General features: G+C 47.7%; 19 protein-coding genes. All 19 read right to left on the reverse strand.

The window, feature by feature from the left end:
• Positions 1-33: 33 nt before the first annotated feature.
• Positions 34-1,227 carry a response regulator transcription factor gene (locus MUG84_RS12540; RefSeq protein WP_244725349.1) on the reverse strand — a complete coding sequence of 398 codons (1,194 nt, stop codon included), beginning with the start codon at positions 1,225-1,227 and terminating at the stop codon, positions 34-36.
• A complete protein-coding gene (locus MUG84_RS12545) occupies positions 1,205-2,944 on the reverse strand; it encodes a sensor histidine kinase (RefSeq protein WP_342346110.1) in 1,740 nt (579 codons plus the stop codon). The genes MUG84_RS12540 and MUG84_RS12545 overlap by 23 nt, the downstream gene beginning before the upstream one ends.
• 163 nt (positions 2,945-3,107) lie before the next feature.
• Complete coding sequence (locus MUG84_RS12550; RefSeq protein ID WP_244725350.1) at positions 3,108-3,986, reverse strand: carbohydrate ABC transporter permease; 879 nt, start codon at positions 3,984-3,986, stop codon at positions 3,108-3,110.
• Positions 3,987-4,000: 14 nt separating this feature from the next.
• Positions 4,001-4,891: a carbohydrate ABC transporter permease gene (locus MUG84_RS12555; RefSeq protein ID WP_244725351.1), complete on the reverse strand. Its 891-nt coding sequence runs from the start codon at positions 4,889-4,891 to the stop codon at positions 4,001-4,003.
• A gap of 91 nt (positions 4,892-4,982) precedes the next feature.
• On the reverse strand, positions 4,983-6,314 hold the full coding sequence (locus MUG84_RS12560) for an extracellular solute-binding protein (RefSeq protein ID WP_244725352.1): 1,332 nt from the start codon (positions 6,312-6,314) through the stop codon (positions 4,983-4,985).
• Positions 6,315-6,516: 202 nt separating this feature from the next.
• Positions 6,517-6,639, reverse strand: coding sequence for a YjcZ family sporulation protein (locus MUG84_RS12565; RefSeq protein WP_244725353.1), 123 nt, complete (start codon positions 6,637-6,639; stop codon positions 6,517-6,519).
• Positions 6,640-6,748: 109 nt separating this feature from the next.
• A complete protein-coding gene (locus MUG84_RS12570) occupies positions 6,749-7,672 on the reverse strand; it encodes a glycoside hydrolase family 25 protein (protein ID WP_244725354.1) in 924 nt (307 codons plus the stop codon).
• Between the two features lie 257 nt (positions 7,673-7,929).
• Entirely contained in the window at positions 7,930-9,258 is a 1,329-nt protein-coding gene (gene glnA, locus MUG84_RS12575; protein WP_244725355.1) for a type I glutamate--ammonia ligase, read from the reverse strand.
• A gap of 33 nt (positions 9,259-9,291) precedes the next feature.
• Entirely contained in the window at positions 9,292-9,705 is a 414-nt protein-coding gene (locus tag MUG84_RS12580) for a MerR family transcriptional regulator (protein WP_244725356.1), read from the reverse strand.
• Between the two features lie 84 nt (positions 9,706-9,789).
• A complete protein-coding gene (locus MUG84_RS12585; protein WP_244725357.1) occupies positions 9,790-11,043 on the reverse strand; it encodes a methionine gamma-lyase family protein in 1,254 nt (417 codons plus the stop codon).
• Between the two features lie 32 nt (positions 11,044-11,075).
• Positions 11,076-12,365, reverse strand: coding sequence for a GTPase HflX (hflX, locus tag MUG84_RS12590; protein WP_244725358.1), 1,290 nt, complete (start codon positions 12,363-12,365; stop codon positions 11,076-11,078).
• Positions 12,366-12,411: 46 nt separating this feature from the next.
• Positions 12,412-13,398 carry an AAA family ATPase gene (locus MUG84_RS12595; RefSeq protein ID WP_244725359.1) on the reverse strand — a complete coding sequence of 329 codons (987 nt, stop codon included), beginning with the start codon at positions 13,396-13,398 and terminating at the stop codon, positions 12,412-12,414.
• Positions 13,399-13,475: 77 nt separating this feature from the next.
• Entirely contained in the window at positions 13,476-14,135 is a 660-nt protein-coding gene (locus MUG84_RS12600) for a YdcF family protein (RefSeq protein ID WP_244725360.1), read from the reverse strand.
• Positions 14,132-14,689: a ribonuclease FAU-1 family protein gene (locus MUG84_RS12605; RefSeq protein WP_244725361.1), complete on the reverse strand. Its 558-nt coding sequence runs from the start codon at positions 14,687-14,689 to the stop codon at positions 14,132-14,134. The genes MUG84_RS12600 and MUG84_RS12605 overlap by 4 nt, the downstream gene beginning before the upstream one ends.
• Positions 14,690-14,850: 161 nt before the next feature.
• Positions 14,851-17,472 (reverse strand): PBP1A family penicillin-binding protein, encoded by a 2,622-nt coding sequence (locus MUG84_RS12610; RefSeq protein ID WP_244725362.1) that lies wholly within the window; start codon positions 17,470-17,472, stop codon positions 14,851-14,853.
• 185 nt (positions 17,473-17,657) lie between these two features.
• On the reverse strand, positions 17,658-17,897 hold the full coding sequence (gene hfq / locus MUG84_RS12615; protein WP_244725363.1) for an RNA chaperone Hfq: 240 nt from the start codon (positions 17,895-17,897) through the stop codon (positions 17,658-17,660).
• 20 nt (positions 17,898-17,917) lie between these two features.
• Positions 17,918-18,910: a tRNA (adenosine(37)-N6)-dimethylallyltransferase MiaA gene (gene miaA / locus MUG84_RS12620; protein WP_280521285.1), complete on the reverse strand. Its 993-nt coding sequence runs from the start codon at positions 18,908-18,910 to the stop codon at positions 17,918-17,920.
• Positions 18,897-19,679 (reverse strand): class I SAM-dependent methyltransferase, encoded by a 783-nt coding sequence (locus MUG84_RS12625; protein WP_244725364.1) that lies wholly within the window; start codon positions 19,677-19,679, stop codon positions 18,897-18,899. The genes miaA and MUG84_RS12625 overlap by 14 nt, the downstream gene beginning before the upstream one ends.
• Positions 19,680-19,728: 49 nt before the next feature.
• Positions 19,729-21,735 carry a DNA mismatch repair endonuclease MutL gene (gene mutL, locus MUG84_RS12630; RefSeq protein WP_244725365.1) on the reverse strand — a complete coding sequence of 669 codons (2,007 nt, stop codon included), beginning with the start codon at positions 21,733-21,735 and terminating at the stop codon, positions 19,729-19,731.
• Between the last annotated feature and the right edge of the window lie 27 nt (positions 21,736-21,762).

Raw genomic sequence — 21,762 nt, forward strand, 5'->3', positions numbered from 1 at the left:
CGATCGTACGAACGCAGCAGTATCGAATAAGAATTATGGGCATACCCGGCTGATACCGGACTCCGCTGCCAACCGCTGGCGATACTCTGTCGGTGTGACATTCATGCGCTTGCGGAATACCTGCGTAAAATGCTTTACATCCTGATACCCGATTTTCTCAGCGATATCGGCTAGCTTAAGCTGGGTATGCTCGAGCAAATGAACTGCCTTTTCCATCCGCACTCCCGTGACATACTCTTTAAACCCGCTGCCCGTCTTTTGTTTGAACACCTGACTGAAGTACGCCGGATTCAAAAAGACAACGGAAGCTACCTTTTCCAGGGTAACGTCAGTTTTATAGTTGGCGCGGATATACTGCACAGCAACTTCCATAGCGCGATTTCCGCCCGGTGCGTAATAATCGAACTCCAGCGTTCCTGAATCCCGAACCATCTGCTGAATGACGGCCGGAATATTGTCAAAATGATGGATCTCATCCGACAGCTGAATCTGAAAAGGAACCTTAACGTAGTTTTTCAGATGTGTCCGCAGTTCATCCACCAAGCTCTTCATGCCGTCTTTGGTGCTCACGGTAATTAGGCCAAGCAGGCTTTTACCGTCCAGGCTGGTGACGAATCCTTCACCATACCTTTCGATCAGCTCGTTCAGCACATTCTCGATGATGAAATGCTCTAGTTGCACCGTATTATCGCTTTCCATTTTGATGAGTGCCAATTGAAAATGGTGATGCCGCTCCACAAACGGGGCGATATCCATATTGCCTATATCCAGGCCCATCGCCCACCGCTGAATTACAGCCTCCCGCAAAAACTTCAAATTACTGCGAAGCATCTTGGCTTCCTGCTGCTGCTCAGCATCCCGCTCTACTTCTTCACTCAGCTGCCCGATCATGGACACCAGCAGATCCTTGCCGATCGGCTTCAACAAGTAATCTTTTGCTCCGAGTCTCACCGCTTCCTTCGCGTACGCAAATTCCGAATAGGCGGAGATAATGACCCATTTGATATGCGGATAACTGCTTCTAGACAGCTTCATTAATTCCAGTCCGGTCATGCCCGGCATCAAAATATCTGTTAGCACTACATCGATATTGCCGCCTCTGAGGATGTTTACCGCTTCACCTGGACTCTCTGCCAATTGTACGCCATGCTCAGGAAAAGCCCTCAGTATCGTCCGTTTGATCCCTTCCCTAATTACACTCTCATCATCCACGATCAATATGTTCATGGTCTATCTCCCCTTTCAATGGAATCGGAATGGTGATAACCACGGTCGTCCCCTGCTTAAGCTCACTTTGAATCTGCAGCCCGTATGTTTCTCCGAACATCATAACGAGCCGATCGTGAACATTCCGAAGCCCTATACCGCGTCTCTGTCCGGACTGTCCGGCGTTTGACGCTTCTGGCTGCCTCTGTGATAATGTCTCTTTTACTCTCGTGAGCGTCTGTTCATCCATGCCCACGCCGTTATCTTCAATGATGATATGCAGCTTACCCCCATGGGCTTCCGTGCTCACTTTCAGAAATCCGATGCTGCCCTGTGGCTCCAGCCCGTACTTCACCGCATTTTCAATGATGGGCTGTATCGTCATTTTCGGAAGCGTGACTTCCAGCCAGAGTTCATCTGCAGCAATTTCCGTATGAAGTCTTCCGCCAAGTCTTGTTTCAATAATCGTCAAATAATGCCGTATTTGCTCCAGTTCGCTCCCGAGCGTCGTACGCGACGCTTCTTCCCAGTTACTGCTGTATCTGAACATTTGCGATAGAGACAGTACCACACGGCTCAAGCGCTCGTTTTCCTGCTCATCCAGCATCCAGTAGATCATGTCCAGTGTATTGTAGAGGAAATGCGGATTGACTTGTGCCTGAAGCGCCTGCAGCTGCGCATTTTTTTCGCTGACCGTAGAAATTTTAATTGTCTCGATCAGCTCATCCATCCGGTAGACCATCCGGTTAAAGGACGAGACCAGACTATTGATTTCATCAAAAGAATTTACATCGACTGAACCGTTGAAGTTCCCCATCTCCACCTTCTTCATCTCACGGATGAGCAGCTTGAGCGGCGAGGCAATATTGCGGGAAACGATGGACGCCAGAACCGCGGACAAAATAATCAGCACCAGCACCACAATAATCAAAACTTTCGTCGTTTGATATACTTCCGCCTGGATATCTTTATTCGGCGTTAAACCATAGATGGTCCAACCGGCCATCGAAGTGTTAGCGGCTACGATCAACTGATCGGAAGTTTTATCCACGACGATACTTTCGTCCGGGGATGGCCTTGGAAGTTTATCAAGTTCCGGCCGCTTTGTGCCTTTTTGTTCAGATGATGCAATGATCTTGTTGTCCTCGTCCAATATGTACACCCGAGTTCCCGGACTGATGCTCACATTAGACAGCGCTTCCATAATAGGAGACGGATTTGTTTCGATGACAAGAATACCAATCTCCTTATGGCTGGTCAGATCATACAACTTGCGTCCGAAAACGAATACCTTCTCCTGCTGCTGCATCGTGTTGATTGGAGAACCGGGATAGAGTCCGAGCCACACCATGTTACCTGAGGATTCTCCCAGCTTTTTATACCATTCGGTCTGTGCATAGTTGTTGTCGATGACCCCGGCAAATTGTCTCTCATAACTGTAGACCTTTCCGTCATTCGACAAAATATGAATGCCTACCACATCGTTTCGCGAATAGTAGGCTGCTCCGATAATATTGGTGATGGTTCGTTCATTCATGACCGCAACCGAAGGATTGGATGCTGTCTCCTGAAGCAGGCGCGTCAGCTCATAGTTGCTGTTCAGCGATTTGGACAGGCTGTTGTAGCCTTGTAGCATCAGGTTGAACAGACCAGCGGTTTGAGAAATATTTTTCTCGGCAATATCGCTGACTTTCGAATGGATAATAGAAAGAGTTCGATTATAATACAAAATACTCATTAGGATCAAAATCCCGGTCATGCATCCCATAAATAGCAGAAACAAGCGGTTGTGTATGGATCGGAAGCGTCTCACAATTGATGTGCTCTCCTTTCGGGAAATCGACATTTCGTGTCAATTTTAGCATACTCTCCGCTTGTTCCGTACTATCTTTTTTAATAGTTCAGCCCTTTACCGCGCCAGCCACCATCCCCTGCGTAATTTTGTCCGACAACAGGAAGTAGATAATGATGACCGGAAGTGCGCCCAGTACCAGATAGGCTCCGATCGCGCCATAGTTGACGGAATATTGGCTGACAAAGCTGTTGACACCAAAAGGCAGCGTCTTAAGCTTTTCCGACGAAATGAATGTCGCTGCCAGGATGTACTCATTCCAGATGTTAATGAAAGTCAAAATACAAACTGTCATGACAGGCGGAACAGACACCGGTAAAATAATGCTGCGGAAAATCCTCCATATGCTCGCACCATCGATAACCGCTGACTCTTCAATCTCATGTGGAATGGACTTCATGAACCCGCTTAAGATAAACACGGCAATCGGCATTTGAAAAGCAACATAAGGCAATATCAGCGACAGGTGCGTGTTCAATATATGCATATTCTTGAAAATAATCATCAGTGGCAGCAGGGTCGCCTGCATCGGAATCATCATTCCAACGAGGAACAGCAGCATGACAACCTGCCCATAACGCCAGCGAAACCGGCTGATGGCATACGCACAAAGGGAGCTTAGCAAAATGACCGTAACCATCGTTATTGATGTTACAAACAAGCTGTTTAGCAGATACTGAAAGTAATTCCCTTCAAGCGCTGCGCTGTAATTGCTCCACTGAGGCGAATGCGGGAGGGCAAAAAAACTGCCTGATAAAATCTCTTCATTGGTTTTGAATGAATATAAAAACAGCCAGAGCAGCGGGTATACCTGAGTCACCACAAGGATGGACAAGAACAGGATGGCGATTATTTTCGCAATAGAAAACCGTCCGCGACGGGCAGTTGCTGTCCGCTTGTTCAACGTAACCACAGTACTTGTATTCATGGCGATTTCCTCCTTTACGAGAACCGTTTCTCCAGTTTGTTGAATAACAGGTTGATCAGGAACGTTGCAAACAGACACAAAATCACCAAAAATGTCGCGATTGAGCTTCCGTAACCGTATTTCATGGATAGGAAGGACATGTTATACATGTGCGTCGAGATCACGTCAGTGGCATGTGCTGGACCGCCGCCCGTCATGACCATGATCATATCGAATGACTGCAGTGAACCGATGAACGCAAGCACAATCGAAATTTTGAAGATCGGGATGATGTTCGGGAACGTAATATAACGGTCAGCTGTAAAACCTTCGGCGCCGTCAATTCGTGCAGCTTCATAAATTTCTTCCGGTACATTCAAAATGCCTGTGTACTGGATCAGCGTGTGATATCCAAGATATTGCCACAGTGCCACAAAATACAGCGAGTACATGGCTACAGACGGATCGGTGAGCCAAGAATGAGTCCAGGATCCAAGCCCGATCGCTTCCAATACCTGATTTAGCATGCCGCCCATCGATGCGGGGTTATAGATCGTCTTCCACAGCTGACCTACAATGACAACCGACAGAATTACAGGTAAAAAGTAGCTGGAGACCAGAAAATTCGGTCTGCGGATATAACGTTTCAGCAAGATGGCTACCAGGAGCGCAATCGGAATCTCTGCCATAGAAAAGACGGCAAACATTAATGTTCTTTTCACAGCCGGCCAGAAAACCGGATCATGGAAGAACAGATTTTTAAAATTTTCAAGCCCGATGAATTTGGGATCCCCGATTCCGTTCCAATCCAGCAAACCACTGTACATGGATACAATAATCGGCACAAACACGATACCTATATAAATGATTAAGCTAGGCAGTACAAACGCGGCAATCGTCAGACGGGAGACCTTCAGCACGTTCATAAAATACCCCCTCCTCTTCTGGCTGGTCTTTAAGGACTGGAAGGGAACTGCATGCAGCCTTCAGCACGCGTTCCCTTCTCCACGGTCATGCTTATTTATTGTTTTCTTCAAATGCAGCCTGATGTTCTTTTGCAACTTCAGCCGCATCCTTTTTCTGAGCAAACAGGTTCTGGATGCTGGTCAAGTGAACTTGAGCCGTGGCCGGATTCATCGTATTATCGAATGCCAGGTCGCCACCCTTTACTTCTTTGAAGAGATTCAGCACTTCCATAGCCATGTCGGAGTATCCAGCAGCTTTAAAGTCGCCGTCTACCTTTTGACCGATACCTACTGCGCCTTTGGCTTCAAATGCTTCTTTAGGGAAGCTCATCATAAACCAGTTCAGGAACGCTTTCGTTTCTTCCAGATGTTTGCTGTCTGCAGAGATCGCGAATGCGCTTCCAGGTGCCAGCATGAATTCATCCGGATTCCCTTTGCCGTTGATGGTTGGGAACTTGAATACGCCAACTTTTCCGTTCACAGAAGAGGTTTCAATACCGCCGGTTGCCCAGGTACCCATGAAGTACATCGCTGCTTTACCTGTTTTGAAGAGGTTTTCGCCTGCGTTGTAATCAAAGGATGTTGCGCCATCCTGGAAAGCTCCAGCCTGAACCAGGCTTTCGAATGCGTTAACGGCTTCGACGAAGGCAGGATCTTCAAACGTTTTCTTTTTATCCAGTACATCCTGCAGGAATCCAGGACCGTTATTGGTGCGAAGCAGCATGTTCATGAACAGGAACGAACCCGTCCAGCTGTCTTTTTCACCGATCGCCATCGGCTGGATGCCTTTGGATTTCAAAGTTTTCACGACATCTAGCATTTCTTCGAAAGTCGTTGGCACTTTTACGCCTGCTTGATCGAAAAGCTCCTTGTTGTAGTACACAACCGCGATGTTGTTGCCGTCAGGCAGTGCGTATGTATTGCCGTCAAAGCTGTACCAATCGAGAAGTCCGTCCTGGAATGTATCCTTCAGTCCGTTCTGATCCAGCATATCGTTCAGTGGAGCCAGAAGCTTCGCGTCGACAAAAGGCTTCATTTGCGCGGATGGATTCACTACCGTGATATCCGGCATTTCCTTCGAAGCAGCCTGCGTTTTCAGCTTAAGCTTTTGCTGGTCGGTATTCAGTGAATCCAGCTCGATTTTAATGTTTGGATGATCGGTTTCATACTGTTTGACCAATTTGTTCATCAGCTGGTTTTTCGGGTCGGTCGGATCCGGATAAATGTTTTGGAATGTGATCGTAATATTCTTTTCCGATGTATTGCTGGATGATCCAGTAGATGAAGTGCTTCCATCATCAGACTTGCTGCCGCCACAGGCAGTCAAGCTGATGGCCAGTGTGCCCGTAAGTACCAAGCTTAACAATTTCGACATCTTCGCCATCGTTTTATCCCCTTTTTGTTTGGTATAAACTCATTATGCAGGGAAATGACAAAGTTTGGGAGGTGAGAAATTCAGGTTTTAGGTTTAATTTCTATAGATTTCACGTGATGTTAACTTAAAAACCCATCTAGGAGAGTAATAGGCTAATAAAAAACCCCGCCAGCATCATGCCAGCAGGGTCTTCAGTGATATTAATGAGATCTTAGAACCAGAATGCTCTTGTGATGATAACCAGCAGAATGAACAAAACTAAAATTGCTCCGATATTGCTACCAAAATGTCCATAACCATAACCTACGCCTACTCCTCCAACAACTTCACTCATGAGTACACCCTCCTTAGGTTCAAGATACATAATATAGTATGGATAAATCCGGACTTGGTAAGGGCAATACGGCAAAAATAGAACGAGATCAATATTGGGATGACATTCGTTATTTCCGTTCAATATCTTGCATTCTTTGTTCCAGATCAGAGACGTCCTCCGCTATACTTTGGATTAAGGCTAGGAGATTTTTTCTGAGCCGGTTTACAACAATTGCCGCTTCTTCTCGAGTCATGGGTGCCCCTGGCCTGCTGCCATCAAAATATTTATGGTCTGTAGCTTCCTTCCACGCATCTGCTGCCCAAGGACTGACCTGGTTGATATCACTATTCGTCTCTGACATTTTTACATCATCCTTTCTGGTTTGCTTCTTACCATACCGTTGGCGCAACTGGTCTATCGTCCCGTCAAATTCGTTAAGGTCAACGCCTCCCGCGATCCCTGGAATCATACGACTGCCGTTCGGCAATACTCCACCAGATTTGCCATCACTGTATTGCCAGAAGTTCCAGCTGTTCCAGCCAGACGCATCCGCCGGTGCCTGATTGCTATACCTAGAAATCCACAATGGATAATCAGACAAGCCGCTAAAATTACCTATAAATGACGGATAAGTGTAGAGCATAGGGATCGCACCAGTCAAACGATTGATCTCCTCTAAATAAGCCTTGGCGTTGGCCGAGAGAACCGCTTTACTCAAGCCATTTTTGTTACTCTCATAGTCCAGAACAAACGGAAGATCAAACAAGGCACTACCACCCGCCGCCTGAATTGCATTGTAAAACATCTGAGCCGCCACCTTGGCCTTGTCCGCTGTCGTTACAGAATCATCCATGTAATGGTACGCACCAACCAGCAATCCTGCAGCCTTGGCGCCCTTGACATTTGACAGAAACATAGGATCCATACTGTTTTGCGTGGCTTTAATTAACACGAAAGAAATTCCAGCGCTTGCTACCTTTGGCCAGTCAATTACTCCTTGGTGATGAGATACGTCAATGCCCTGAGCATTACCTTGTCTCCGACTTTGCATTATTTATCACCCCTCTCATTTATATTTTTATTCCATATTATTTTTAAGATGGTCAAACCGCTTGTATATTTTCTTCAATATTTACGGCTCACGTAACACTTGTGGATAAATCATTTCTTCTGCCTCTGAATATGAGAATCAACCTCTTTTTCGAAAATATAAAAAAGGCCCCTCCACGGCATGGAGAGGCTTCTGACATCTATATTATATCTTTCTAATAAAACCCCTCACACCATACGGCGCAAGGGATTTGATGATTAGTACAGCGTCATGTATTGATCGCGTTCCCATTGATGAACTTGCGTGCGGTACATATCCCATTCAATTTCTTTCAGTTCATAGAAGTGGGACAATGCATGCTCGCCAAGCGCTTCGATGATAACTTCATCGCGTACCATCTCGTTCAGCGCTTCTTTCAGGTCAGCTGGAAGACTTGGGATGCCTTCTTCGATACGCTCTTCATCGGACATTACATAGATGTTGCGGTCGATTGGAGCTGGAAGCTCCATCTTTTTGCTAATGCCGTTCAGACCAGCGCGCAGCATTACAGCAAGTGCCAGGTAAGGGTTCGCAGCCGGATCCGGGTTACGAACTTCTACGCGGGTACTGAGTCCGCGGGAAGCTGGGATACGGATCATCGGGCTCCGGTTGCTACCGGACCATGCCACATAGCAAGGTGCTTCATAGCCAGGAACCAGACGTTTGTAAGAGTTCACTGTTGGGTTGGTAATCGCAGCAAAAGCACGAGCATGCTTCAAAATACCAGCCATGTAGTAGCGCGCTTCTTTGCTGAGGCCAAGCTCATCGGACTCGTCATAGAATGCGTTGTTGTCGCCGTTAAACAGCGATTGGTGACAGTGCATACCGGAACCATTCACGCCAAACAGCGGTTTAGGCATAAAAGTCGCATGCAGACCATGCTGACGTGCAATGGTTTTAACAACCAATTTGAAGGTTTGAATTTGGTCAGCCGCTTTAATAGCATCTTCATATTTAAAGTCGATCTCATGCTGGCCTGGAGCCACTTCGTGGTGGGAAGCTTCGATTTCAAAGCCCATTTCTTCCAGCGTAAGCACGATTTCACGACGGCAGTTCTCACCGAGATCTGTTGGCGCAAGGTCAAAGTATCCGCCTTGGTCATTCAGTTCCATCGTTGGGTTGCCTTTTTCATCGGTTTTGAACAGGAAGAATTCTGGTTCCGGACCGACGTTCATGGAAGTGTAGCCCATAGCTTCAGCTTCCTTCAGGTTGCGTTTCAGAATACCGCGTGGGTCTCCTTCGAACGGAGTGCCATCCGGCATATATACATCACAGATCAGACGTGCAACACGGTCTTCGGCTACCCAAGGGAAAATCACCCAGGTATCGAGGTCAGGATACAGGTACATATCGGATTCTTCAATGCGAACATAACCTTCGATGGAAGATCCATCGAACATCATCTTATTGTCAAGCGCTTTTTTCAATTGGCTTACCGGAATTTCAACGTTCTTGATCGTTCCCAGCAAGTCGGTAAATTGAAGGCGGATAAAACGAACGTTCTCTTCCTCAGCAATACGAAGAATATCTTCTTTAGTGTAGCTCACAGGATCCTCTCCCTTTCCATTATTGAATCTGATTTATTTTTTATTAAAAAACCGGGATAGTTCACCTTGGATCAATGATACCTGACCCGGTCTCTTACCTGAAACGAGCTGCTGCTTCAGCAGGCGATGCAACTGGGATTCTGACATTTCTTTTCGTTTCACTTCCGTGTCAGCGGTAATGACTGTTGCTTCCTCAGATTCCTTGGTCACTGGATTCATCACCTGTTTGATTCCGGCGATGTTTACGCCCTTCTCAATTAGAGACTTAATTTCCAGTAATCTTTCCACATCGTTAAAGGAGAATAAGCGCTGATTGCCTGACGTGCGCGCAGGAACAATCAGGTTATGCTGTTCATAGTACCGAATCTGTCTGGCTGACAAATCGGTCAGTTTCATTACAATACCAATCGGGAATAATGCCATGTTTCTGCGAATCTCATCACCCATGACTTATCTCAACCTTCCAGTAAACTTTTCTAACTCATATTGTACATTTCCTGATCTCATGCGTCAATGACATGTCAGATAAACTCACAATAAATTTCGATCTTTCATCTTTTGCAGAGCTAACATGACTCCAAATTTAACATGAGAGTATGTCAAACCGCCTTGCATATACCCGATGAAAGGTTCCCGGATCGGTGCGTCTGCGGATAATTCGAGACTGCCGCCTTGGATGAAGGTACCCGCAGCCATTATAACGGGATGTTCGTAGCCAGGCATGTCCCATGGTTCGGGAACCACGTGGCTGTCTACCGCGGCTGCACGCTGTATGCCTTGAACAAATGCAATTAGATGCTCCGCACCCGTGAATGAAATAGCCTGGATTAAATCGGTTCGCGGCTCATTCCATGCCGGCTTGGTCACAAATCCCGCCTGTTCAAACATGGCCGCCGCAAAAATACTTCCCATTAAAGCCTGTCCAACCAGAGTCGGCGCCATAAACAGCCCTTGGTAAATGCCGCGGGTCGTTCCCAGCATCGCACCGACTTCACTGCCGATCCCCGGAGCAGTCAACCGATAAGCGCAGAGATCCACGTATTGCTGTTTGCCGCAAATGTATCCCCCTGTTTCGGCGATGCCGCCGCCCGGGTTTTTAATGAGAGAACCTGCGATCAGATCCGCCCCGACTTCAGTCGGCTCCAGCACTTCCGTGAATTCCCCGTAACAGTTATCAACGAAGATGATGACATCGGATTTGATTTCTTTCACCTTCCGGATCATTTCACCGATTTCATTCACTGTGAAGGAAGATCGCCAGTCGTATCCTCTCGAACGCTGGATTCCAATAACCTTCGTCGACTCGTGAATTCCTGCACGTACAGCTTCCCAGTCGATGCCTCCATCTTCTGTCAATTCCGCCTCACGGTACGTAATGCCAAAATCCTGCAGCGAACCGGTTCCGTCACCTTTTTTTCCAATCACTTTATGAAGTGTATCGTAAGGACGTCCCGTGATATAGAAAAGCTCGTCCCCTGGTCTTAATACGCCAAAAAGAGCGGTTGAGATCGTATGCGTACCCGAAGCAAAATGCGGGCGTACCAGAGCTGCCTCGGCTCCGAATACGTCCGCATATACCAAATCCAGCACTTCTCTGCCTCGGTCATTATAGGCATATCCTGTTGATCCGGCAAAATGAAAATCACTTACCTGATGCTTCTGAAACGCTTCAATAACCTTCCATTGATTCTGGTCGATCACCCGGTCCAGCTTGCGAAATTGTCCTTCGATGCGCTCTTCAGCAGCTTCTTTCCATTGTTCCAATTCTTGTGCAAAAGTTATCATGTCTCCGTATTTCTCCTCCAAGTCAACATCAATCAATCTCTTACGAGATAAGGATGAAGCATATGTCCCCATTTTTCATAATCAGGCTTGTGTACCTGTACCTTATAAATCATATCATTTTCTTCGTTTTGCTGCCCTAACACATCTCCAACGCGGTAGAGCATGGCCATTGCGTTGCCGTCTTCCGGCGGTATACGAAACGTCAAGATCCCTCCGGATAAACGGTCTTTAATTACTTCTTTTAACGTGAGCAGGTCCGCCGGATTCAGAGCACTGATTTTGAGATAACCCTGCCCGGATGGCAGCATCTCAAGCTGCTCCTTGGTACAAATATCCACCTTGTTAAAAAGAATCAGCTGCGGCTTTTCTGCTGCACCCAGTTCCTCCAGTATCGAGTCAACCACAGCCATTTGTTCATCTCTCATAGGGGAAGAAGCATCTACCACATGCAGTATTAAGTCCGCTTCATTCGCTTCCTCCAGCGTAGCCCGGAAGGCAGCAACAAGATCATGTGGCAGGTTCTGGATGAATCCTACCGTATCCGTCAGAATAACCTCGCTTCCCCCAGGCAGCTCCAATGTGCGCGACGTCGGATCGAGTGTGGCAAACAGTTGATTTTCAATGTATACGTCCGCGCTGGTAAGCTGCTTAAGCAACGTGGACTTCCCCGCATTGGTATACCCGACAAGCGCGATTTGGATCGCGCCACTTTTTTGCCTACGTCCCCGGTAAAGCTTACGATGCTTGATCACCGCTTCAAGCTGCTTTTTTAGATCGCCGATTCGTCCACGAATATGACGTCTGTCCATCTCCAGCTTGCTTTCCCCTGGTCCCCGGGTACCGATCCCGCCGCCGAGACGCGACAAATTTTTGCCGTGTCCCGACAAACGGGGAAGCAGATAAGAGAGCTGCGCAAGTTCTACTTGTATAATACCCTCGCGCGTCTTGGCGCGCTGTGCAAAAATATCTAATATCAGCTGCGTCCTGTCAATAATCTTCACGTCCAGGTATTGCTCCAGATTCCGGACCTGAGCTCCGGACAAGTCATGATCGAAAATAGCGGTGTTCGCGTGAGTAGAATCGATAGAAATCCGCAGCTCCTCCACCTTGCCCTTACCAATAAGCCAGCGGGAATCCGGAACATCACGGTTTTGGGTAACCACATCCAGAACTTCTACTCCGGCAGTTTCTGCCAGACTAACAAGCTCCTGCAGGGATAGCTCTGGATTGATTCCAGACCGTTTGACTTCTTCGGTAACAAGACTAACGAGAACTGCTCGGTCGCGTATTTGCGTATTCGTATCGTAAATGGAATGTGCCAATAATGATTGCCCCTTTTCCGCAGCCTGCAGTTCTTCATCACATCATTTAAAACGTCCCCTTGTTGTCAAGCTTGAAATCCTCCGTTCTTAGTGTCATCAGCTCAAGCTTACCGGGATTCGTGTTCGAATATAAATGAAGCAGCCTCACGGCTTGATTTCGAATAGACTTTTCAATCGTATTCCGCACATATCTGGCATTACTGAAGGCATGCTCGGATTCATTTTTTTCTTGTAACAGGTGCTGTCTTAATCTCATTATCGCCTGAGGCATTAAAATGTAATCTCTTTCCTTCGCCATCAGCTCCGAGATCTGTATCAGCTGGTCAACCGAATAATCGGGAAACTCGACCTGGATCGGAAAACGCGAAGGCAGCCCAGGGTTCGTTTGCAGGAAATAATCGATCTCATCGGAATAGCCTGCCAGGATCAGGACAAATTGATTCTTGTGATCCTCCATGGCTTTCACCAACGTATCAATCGCTTCCTTGCCAAAATCCTTTTCACCACCGCGGGCAAGACTATAGGCCTCATCGATAAAAAGAATGCCCCCGAGTGCCTTTTTCACCAAATCCCTCGTTTTTTGCGCGGTATGACCGATATATTCGCCAACCAGATCAGCGCGTTCCACTTCGATTAAATGTCCTTTACTGAGTACGCCCATCTTCTGAAAAAGCTTGGCAATGATGCGGGCCACCGTCGTTTTCCCCGTCCCCGGATTCCCCTTGAAGACCATATGGTATACCTGCCCTCCGCAGGCTAGACCCGCGTCCTGGCGCATATGGGCAATTTGTAGCAGGGCATAAATTTCAAAGACAAATTCCTTTATGCTCTCTAGTCCGACAAGATTATCCAGCTCTTTCTCGATTTCCTGATACAGCGTGTGCTGAACAACACTTTTTTGGACAGGTACAGGCTCCTTTTCCGGAACTGCGCTGCTGAGCACAGGAGGCTCCTGGTTGCGTATAATAACATTAATTTGTCTGGATGGCCTGCCTTCCGGCCGGCCGTTCGCCTCAGCGACACGCCCGTTCATGCATCCATCACCTCATATCCACGCAAGATGTGTTCTCTATTCAATGTATTCTATTTGAGGCATGGTTATTAGAAGTTTCAAGCCTTTTTCCAGCCAAGCCAAAGAAGCAGCTCATCAACCTTCCATTTGGTATAAGCTAGCACCTCTCTGGGCTTATGATACTTCATCTGAAGCGTCTGGGATTCCGTCAAACCGAGCTGCGGATGATCATATTTCAAGTAATTGGCTATATCTCTCGATCGCATGCCATGATATTGATGGGTAATGATCACCGCGCTGGTATAGCCATGTTCATCCATGATCTGCTTGCTGTATAGCAAATTTTCATAGGTACTGCGCGCCTTATTTTCCAGTATAATGGAATCCTCAGGAACGCCATGGGCTACCAGGTAATTTCGCATCCCTTCCGCTTCGGTGTACTTATATTCAGGCTTGTCCAATCCGCCGCTAACGATCAGGGTGCTGAACTTCTTCTCCTGATAGAGCTTCAATGCTTCATCCAGCCGTTCCTTCAGCCCCGGACTTGGGGTGTCCCCCCACATAGAGGCGCCCAGAACAATTCCGACATCGCTTGTGCCGTTTAAACTGGAGCTCTGAACGTGATCCATTTTCCACCATACAAATCCGGTCCACAGTAGACCGAGAATGACCAGAACGCCGACACAAGAAAATATGAACTTCAGCGGGGAGCGCTTTTTCCCTGGGATCAGCACCGGCCCCTGCTCAGACATTGTCATGTTCTCCTCCTGAACTCTCCATTCTCGAACAACCGCTTGCGATGATCCAGCGACATCAGGAAATAAGGAAACTTATGCGCTTTGATGTCATTCAGCACTTCCCGGGCCGTAACTGTTGCAAGCATATAGTCATCTTGGGTAATTACCCCCCGCGCCAAGGCATCCTCCAGCTCATCCTCGTCAAGCAGGAATACTTCTCCGTTGCGCAGGACGACAATATCCAAATACAGATCGTCAAACCAGGGTACTCCTTGCTCCGTAACTCCCTGCGTCTTGCAGGTATCTATATACCACTGAATGATTTCCTGTCTTTCATCAAACATGGCCGTAATGATGTAATGACTGTTTTTCGGGAAATATTGCAGCCAAGAATAACCCTTATCAGCAATCCGGTAAGTATGGTTCCCGTAATGCTTCCAAAGGGGCTCCTTTAAGTTGTAAATCGTGTAGAGCGTTATGTACCCGGTAAATGCATCGCTCTCGACATAACGGCAGGCAAATCGCCGGCGGGAAATCCGGCGCCAATTCGCTCGATCTCCAAATTTTCGTTTCATGGGAATAACCCTCTCCAATATGGTAGCTTCAGCTTATCACATTTAGGAAATACACTCAAAATGTTTACATCAAATAAAGCGCAAGTACAATTCATTGTATAAGCAAAAATAAAAAGAGCCTCCATGAAGGAAGCTCTTTTTATTGAACTTGTGGATTCATATTATGGACTGGTAGTACCATCAACCGGGACAGAGCCGTTGTTATCCGGCTTCTTGGTTCCATCCACAGGGCCACCGGTGTCCGGTGACCCCCCGCCTCCACTATCCGGAGGAACGGTAGTTCCGATATCCGTACTGCCATCCCCGGTACCTGAACCACCGCCATGGCCGTTACCATTGCCGTTACCATTGCCGTTACCATTTCCATTGTTTCCGCTGTTGCCATTATTACCATTGTTAGTGCCGTTATCACTGCCATTCCCTGGATTACCGTTATCCTGACCATTATTGGTGCTTCCATCCGGATTTTGACCTTGGTCGGTATTTCCGTTCAGACCGTTGTCGCCCGTATTGTCAGGAGGCAGCTGTTCTTGTGGCGGTGCTTCAATCGAAATCGATATGACATTAGATCTGTCGGATTCCTTCCCCGTATCCGTGGAAACGGCCGTGACGTAATACTCATAGGTGTGACCCGCAAGTGCACCTACATCGTCAGCGGTAGCAGAAGTAACATTATCCAGAATGACCGAGTAGTTCGCCTCAGAAGCTTCCTTCCGGTATACGCGGTACATAACGTTACCAGTGTCAACCGGATTCCATGACAACGAAACGGTTTGCGTATCCGGTGAATAGCTTCCGATCAGTCCGGTGACGGGACTCGTCGTCTTTGCAACTGGTGGCGGTTCTGGCTTCTTCGCATTTTCCGGTACTTTGAATTCCTTCGCAGGGAAATCTTTAACTACTTGCTCCATTACTTTTCCCCAGAATTGCGCTGCAAGCTTACTGCTGTTTTTAAGCAAATGATCTTTATCCGGATTATCATACCCCATCCAAACGGCTGCGGTTAATTCTGGAGTATAACCAACAAACCACACATCACGGTTGGACTTCGAGCCCGGAATACCACTTTGCGTTGTACCCGTCTTACCTGCTACAGGTCTGCTGATTTGCGCTTTTTTACCTGTACCGCTATCGACAACATTCTTCATCATTTCGGTCATCTGATAAGCGGTATCCTCACTCATGACCTTCTTGCCGGCATCTTTGTGAGTATAGATCGTCTTACCGTCACTGTTGACGATTGACTTAATTGAGTACGCTTCGTTAAACGTGCCTCCATTCGCAAAAGCACTATATGCCTGAGCCATCTCCAGCGTATTCGTACCTTTGCTGGTGCCGCCAAGCGCCAATGCGAGGTTCTTATCCTCATCCGTCAGCGGAATGCCAAGATTTTTTGCGAAATCAAAGCCAGTCTGCACGCCGATCTGATTAAGCAGCCAAACCGCAGGAATGTTCTCCGACTTGGTAATTGCATCGGCCATTCCGATGGTATCCGAATAACCGTGCAGGTTGGTCGGACAGTAATTGCCAAAGCATTGCTTTTTGTTGCTAAGCTGCGAATTCATATCGAATTTGCCCGATTCCAGCGCCGGAGCGTAAGAAACGATCGGTTTGAAGGCTGAACCCGGTTGACGACGACTGTTCGTCACACGGCTGTAGCCCTTGCGCTCATAATCGCGTCCGCCAAGCAGCGCAACCAGGGACCCGTTCTCCTGATTCATGATGACCATAGATCCCTGTACTGGCTGGTTATCTACGCTTTTCTCGAAATTGGAATCGTCTGCGAATTCCTTTTCAAGCACCTTCTGCGCATTAGCATCCATTGTCGTGTAGATTTTATAACCGCCGATGTTCAGGTCGTCTTCACTTAGACCCGTCACTTTCTCAGCTTCATTCATTACGTAATCCATGTAGTTCTGATAATTTTGTTTCTTCTTCGGAGGTACGTAATCGTAAACGACTGTCTTTGCCTGATCTGCTTCAGCTTGGGTAATGTAACCCTGCTCGGCCATCAAGTTGAGTACAACCGCACGCCGCTGCATGGAGGCCTCCGGATTCTTGACTGGGTTGTATTTGGACGGCCCCTTAGGCATAGCTGCCAGCGTGGCCATCTGCCACAATTGCAGTTGATTCAAATCACTAATACCAAAATAATACTTGGATGCTTCTTTAATTCCGTAAATCTGTCCGCCGAAGTTAATTCGGTTCAAATACATCGTAAGGATCTCATCTTTGGTCAGATTGCGTTCCAGAGCTAGTGCGATAGACATCTCTGTCGCTTTACGGAAGAAGGTCTTGTCACGAGTCAAGAAAATATTTCTCGCGAGCTGCTGGGTAATCGTACTGCCGCCTTCCACTTTGGAACGCGCCATAACGTCTTTTACGGCTGCACGGCCGATGGACCATAAATCCACACCGCTGTGCTCATAAAACCGTTTATCCTCCGTAGCAACGAAAGCATCCTTGAGAAGCTTCGGAATATCCTCGCTGGCTACCGGATCACTTTTTACCAGAGAAAGCTCACCCATCAAATCTCCATTTCGGTCATAGACCTTGGATGTTTCGTGAAGCGTGATTTTATCCTTGTTCGCCTGGTAAATCCGCTCTCCGTTGATGGTAATGTAAAGATATCCTCCGAGCGCGCAGAATACGGCAAAAGCACAGGTGAAAAATATAATCCAAAATACTCGTTTGCCAGTAAGTTTCTTCTTTCTCTTTTTTGGTGTCTTGGACGGCTTTTCTTTATTTTTGCTACCAGTCCTTGACAGTTTATTGTTATCCATGGTGCCTCCTGACTCCCTTAAGGATCATTCAAGTAGTGGAATGAAAAGAACAACCTTGACAAGGTTGCTCCGCTCCAGTTCCTATGCCTATAGACATCAGCAAACGCAGCATACTCAGCCCAGCCCGCTCACCCAGTCTATATTCTTAAACGAAAATGATCCAAAAAAGTTTCGAATTACGTCCGTTAGCCCTCGTTTTGATTTTCCTGCATCAATGAAACATTGCGTTGAGGCGTAACCGTAGAAATAGCGTGTTTGAACAACATTTGCTGCTTTCCATCGGAATCGACAACGACAGTAAAATTATCGAAAGCTTTGATCGTACCGCGAATCTGAAATCCGTTTACGAGAAAAATGGTAACTGGGATATTTTCCTTGCGCAGCTGGTTTAAGAATGTATCTTGGATATTAATGGACTTGTTCATTTACCCGTACCCCCAACGTTTCATTTAGATTGTTTTGAAGTATATTCAAGATTTGAGAGAAACTTTCCTGCTATTATATCACGGATTTCCTCAAATTTAGCAGAAAAATTTACGGGCTCCGTGACGTCCACCCATGAAATATCCTTCATGTGGCGGAACCAGGACAGCTGGCGTTTGGCGAACCGGCGAGTGTCTCTCTTCAGGATCTCAACCGCCTCCTCCAAAGATTCACGGCCTTGAAGATAGGATATGATTTGCTTGTACCCAAGTCCCTGCATAGAGACCAGATCAGTTCCGTAGCCCTTGTCCAGCAGTGAAGAGACTTCTTCTACCAAACCCTGCTTCAGCATCTCGTCGATGCGGGCTTCAATACGTTTATATAGCATTTGCCTATCCATTGTCAAACCGACGAGGCATAATTGATACGGAGATTGCCTATTTTGCCCAGCCAGCTGGGCCGAAAGAGGGATACCCGTCAAATGATAGATCTCCAAAGCCCTAATAATTCTACGCTGATCATTGGGATGAAGTTTCTGTGCACTTTCCGGATCGACCTCAGCCAGCTTGGCGTGAAGTAGCTCTGCACCGTTCTCCTCAGCGAATGCAGCCTGCGCTTCTCGAAATTCCTTATCTTCCCCCACCTGGGCGAATTGATAATCGTAGCAGACGGATTCCACATACAGCCCCGTCCCGCCGACGATAAAAGGGAGCTTCCCGCGAGCATGGATGTCCCGGATAAGATGATGGCTTTGTTCCTGAAATTCGGCGACTGAGTACGGTTCGTCCGGTGAATGAATATCTATTAAATGATGCGGAATTCCCTGCATTTCTTCCCGTGTGATTTTGGCTGTTCCGATATCCATTTCACGGTAAACCTGCATCGAATCTCCAGAAATGATTTCACAGTTCAGCTCTTTGGCGAGTTCAATGCTCATCCTGGTTTTTCCAACTGCCGTAGGACCGACAAGCACCAGTAGTTTGGGTTTATTCTCGGTTGTGTTAAATCCTGTCAACGACGATCACTCCATATGAAATTTTAGAATGGGAGCGTCCCTGCTCCGAGAACCCGAGACGGGTAAACTCGTCGCTACCCCTTTTTTCCTTTAGCACCACCGTTTTCCGGGCAACTCTGACGGCTTCATTAATGCTTTCCTCACTCAGCGGATCACTGTTGGCAAACCAGCGAAGCGGCCTGATCGCCGAGGAATCCATCAGAGGCTCACGAAACATTGGGTCAAAATACACGATATCCATACTCTGATCCGGCAAGGAACGAAGCACTTCCAAATGATGCCCGTTTACAATGTCTACACGCCGCATAGCCTCATTAATCTCTTCGACTCCCGAAGTATAATGCCCGAGTCCCTCAGACAGGAGTGCAGCAAGCGAAGATGAGCTTTCCACTGCGGTTATCTTGGTGTTGGCGCCGCCCATCACCGCAAATACAAGTGCATCCGTACCGAGTCCGGCTGTGCAATCTAAGACGCTATTCCCCTCATTCATACACGCCGCATCCAGCATAGGATCACTTTCTCCCTTTAGAATCCGTTTGGCCCGAATAAAACCCATACTTGGATGGAACTCCATCGGTTCCTCTCCCGCCCTGACCAATCTTGCGCCATTATCCAAAACGACGATAATTTCATCATCGCCATGCTGCTTGGCCATCTTGGGAAGCGAAGTGTGACGCCTTGGAACATAAAGGCTCCCTGTGCGGGATGCCAGGGCCTTGGCGCGGTTAATGATTTCGATTCCGGCCTTGTCCCCCGTTGTAATAATCATGTCAATCTCCAATCGTTTATCATTATCATTTATTTACAAAAGTCTTCTCTTACATGACCCGCTTAAACAGCTTTTCCAGGTCATAGGTGGTGAATGAAACCACTATTGGCCGTCCATGCGGGCAAGTATAGGGCTGTCTGCATGCTCCAAGACGATCAAGCAGTGTGCTTGCTTCCTGCTCTGTCAGCTTCTGATTCGCTTTAATGGATGCCTTACAGGAGCAGAGAATCGATGATTTCTCTCTCAGCTTCGCTAAATCAATCATACGTTCTTCAAGAACCCATTCAGCCATTTCCTCGATGATCTCTTTCTCTTCCCCCTTAGGAAACCAATAGGGATGTGAGCGGACACGGAAGGTTTGGCCGCCGAAATGCTCCAGATAAACGCCCACCTGCTCAAACCACTGGAGCCTGTCCTTCAGCCGGCTGGCTTCAGATGGTGTGAATTCAAGCGTGATCGGCAGCAGAAGCTCCTGGGATGCGTCCGCTGGCTTTCCGAATTTTTCATAGTAAAATTCATAGTTCACACGTTCATGCGCCGCATGCTGATCGATCAGATACAGCCCTTGATCATTCTGCGCGATCAGATATGTTCCATGATGCTGTCCGATCAGTGTCAGCTCGGGAAATGGCGGAATCTCCGCGTGGCTGTCTGCGGATGAAGCCAGCAGTCTGCTGGCCAGTTCGGGATTTGAACTCTGACTGATCCGCTGCTGAGAAGCGCTACTCCCGCGGTAAGCGGAGGAACGCTCTTCTCTGATCATATTATGGCTGACCTGCCCTTGTCCCTGCTCTGAACTTGCAGATGGCGTATATTTGCTCATGCTGTCAGGTTGAATCGGAGTTTGAGCTTCACTGAAAAAGGAGTCATTTGGGCTTAATCGATCCTCGCTCTTAATCTGAACATCAGTAGTAGTAGTCTGTGCCGATTCCAATGAAGCTGCAGATTCCGACGTCACTTCAACAGGAACTGCAGCTCCGCTGCGGTTTGGAAAATGAAACTGCTCCTGAATAAAGGAGCTGCTGTTCTTGCCGCCAATGTTCTGCTTAACAGCCTGGGGAATCAATACCTCCTGGCGAAGGACCCGGTGAATACTATCCTCGACAAAAGGATAGAGTTCCTGCTCTTTGCTGAAACGCACTTCCAGTTTGGCTGGGTGTACATTGACGTCCACAAGAGACGGATGCATTTTGATCGTAAGTACAGCGAGCGGAAATCTGTTGATAGGAAGCAGCGTATGATATGCCCTTTGGATAGCCTGATTCAGTCCATAATTCCGGATATATCTTCCATTCACAATGGTCGAGATGCCGTTTCGGTTTGATCTGGTCCATTCCGGCAGGCTTACGTAGCCACTGAGTTCAAAGTCAAGATTTTCCGCCTGAACCGGCAGCATGGCTTTGGCCGCCTGCGTTCCGTATACAGCTGCGATCACCTGGAGCAGGTCGCCGTTTCCCAGCGTCTTTAGCAGCTGGTTCTCATTATGGCGCAGCGTAATAGCAATTTCCGGATGGGAAAGAGCAATTCGGTACATAAAGTCGGAAATGTGACCGAGTTCCGTTTGGATCGTCTTCATATATTTCAGTCGCGCCGGCGTATTAAAAAATAACTCTCTGACTTGCAGATCCGTTCCGCGGGGTGCAGGATGATCCTCTTCCGCCAGCAGCTTCCCGCCTTCAATATGGATACGCCGGCCCATACCGTCATCCCGGTTCGAAGTCACCAGCTCGACCTTCGCTACGGCTGCTATACTGGCTAGAGCTTCGCCGCGAAAGCCGAGACTGGTGATATGGAATAAATCCCGGCTGTTTTCAATTTTGCTTGTCGCATGGCGGTAAAAAGCCGTCTCGCAGTCATCCGGCTCGATGCCTGAGCCGTTATCGGTCACCCGGATGCTTTCAAGACCGCCTTCCTCCACATGAACCTCAATGCGGGTCGCGCCGGCGTCAATAGAGTTCTCCACAAGCTCCTTTACAACGGAAGCAGGACGCTCCACCACCTCACCGGCAGCAATCTGGTTGGCAATATGCTCGTCCAATATATGAATCTTTGCCATATCCGTCACCCCTTATTTCATATCCTG

The organism is Paenibacillus mangrovi, assembly GCF_022898935.1.
Lineage (GTDB): Bacteria > Bacillota > Bacilli > Paenibacillales > Paenibacillaceae > Paenibacillus_AQ > Paenibacillus_AQ mangrovi.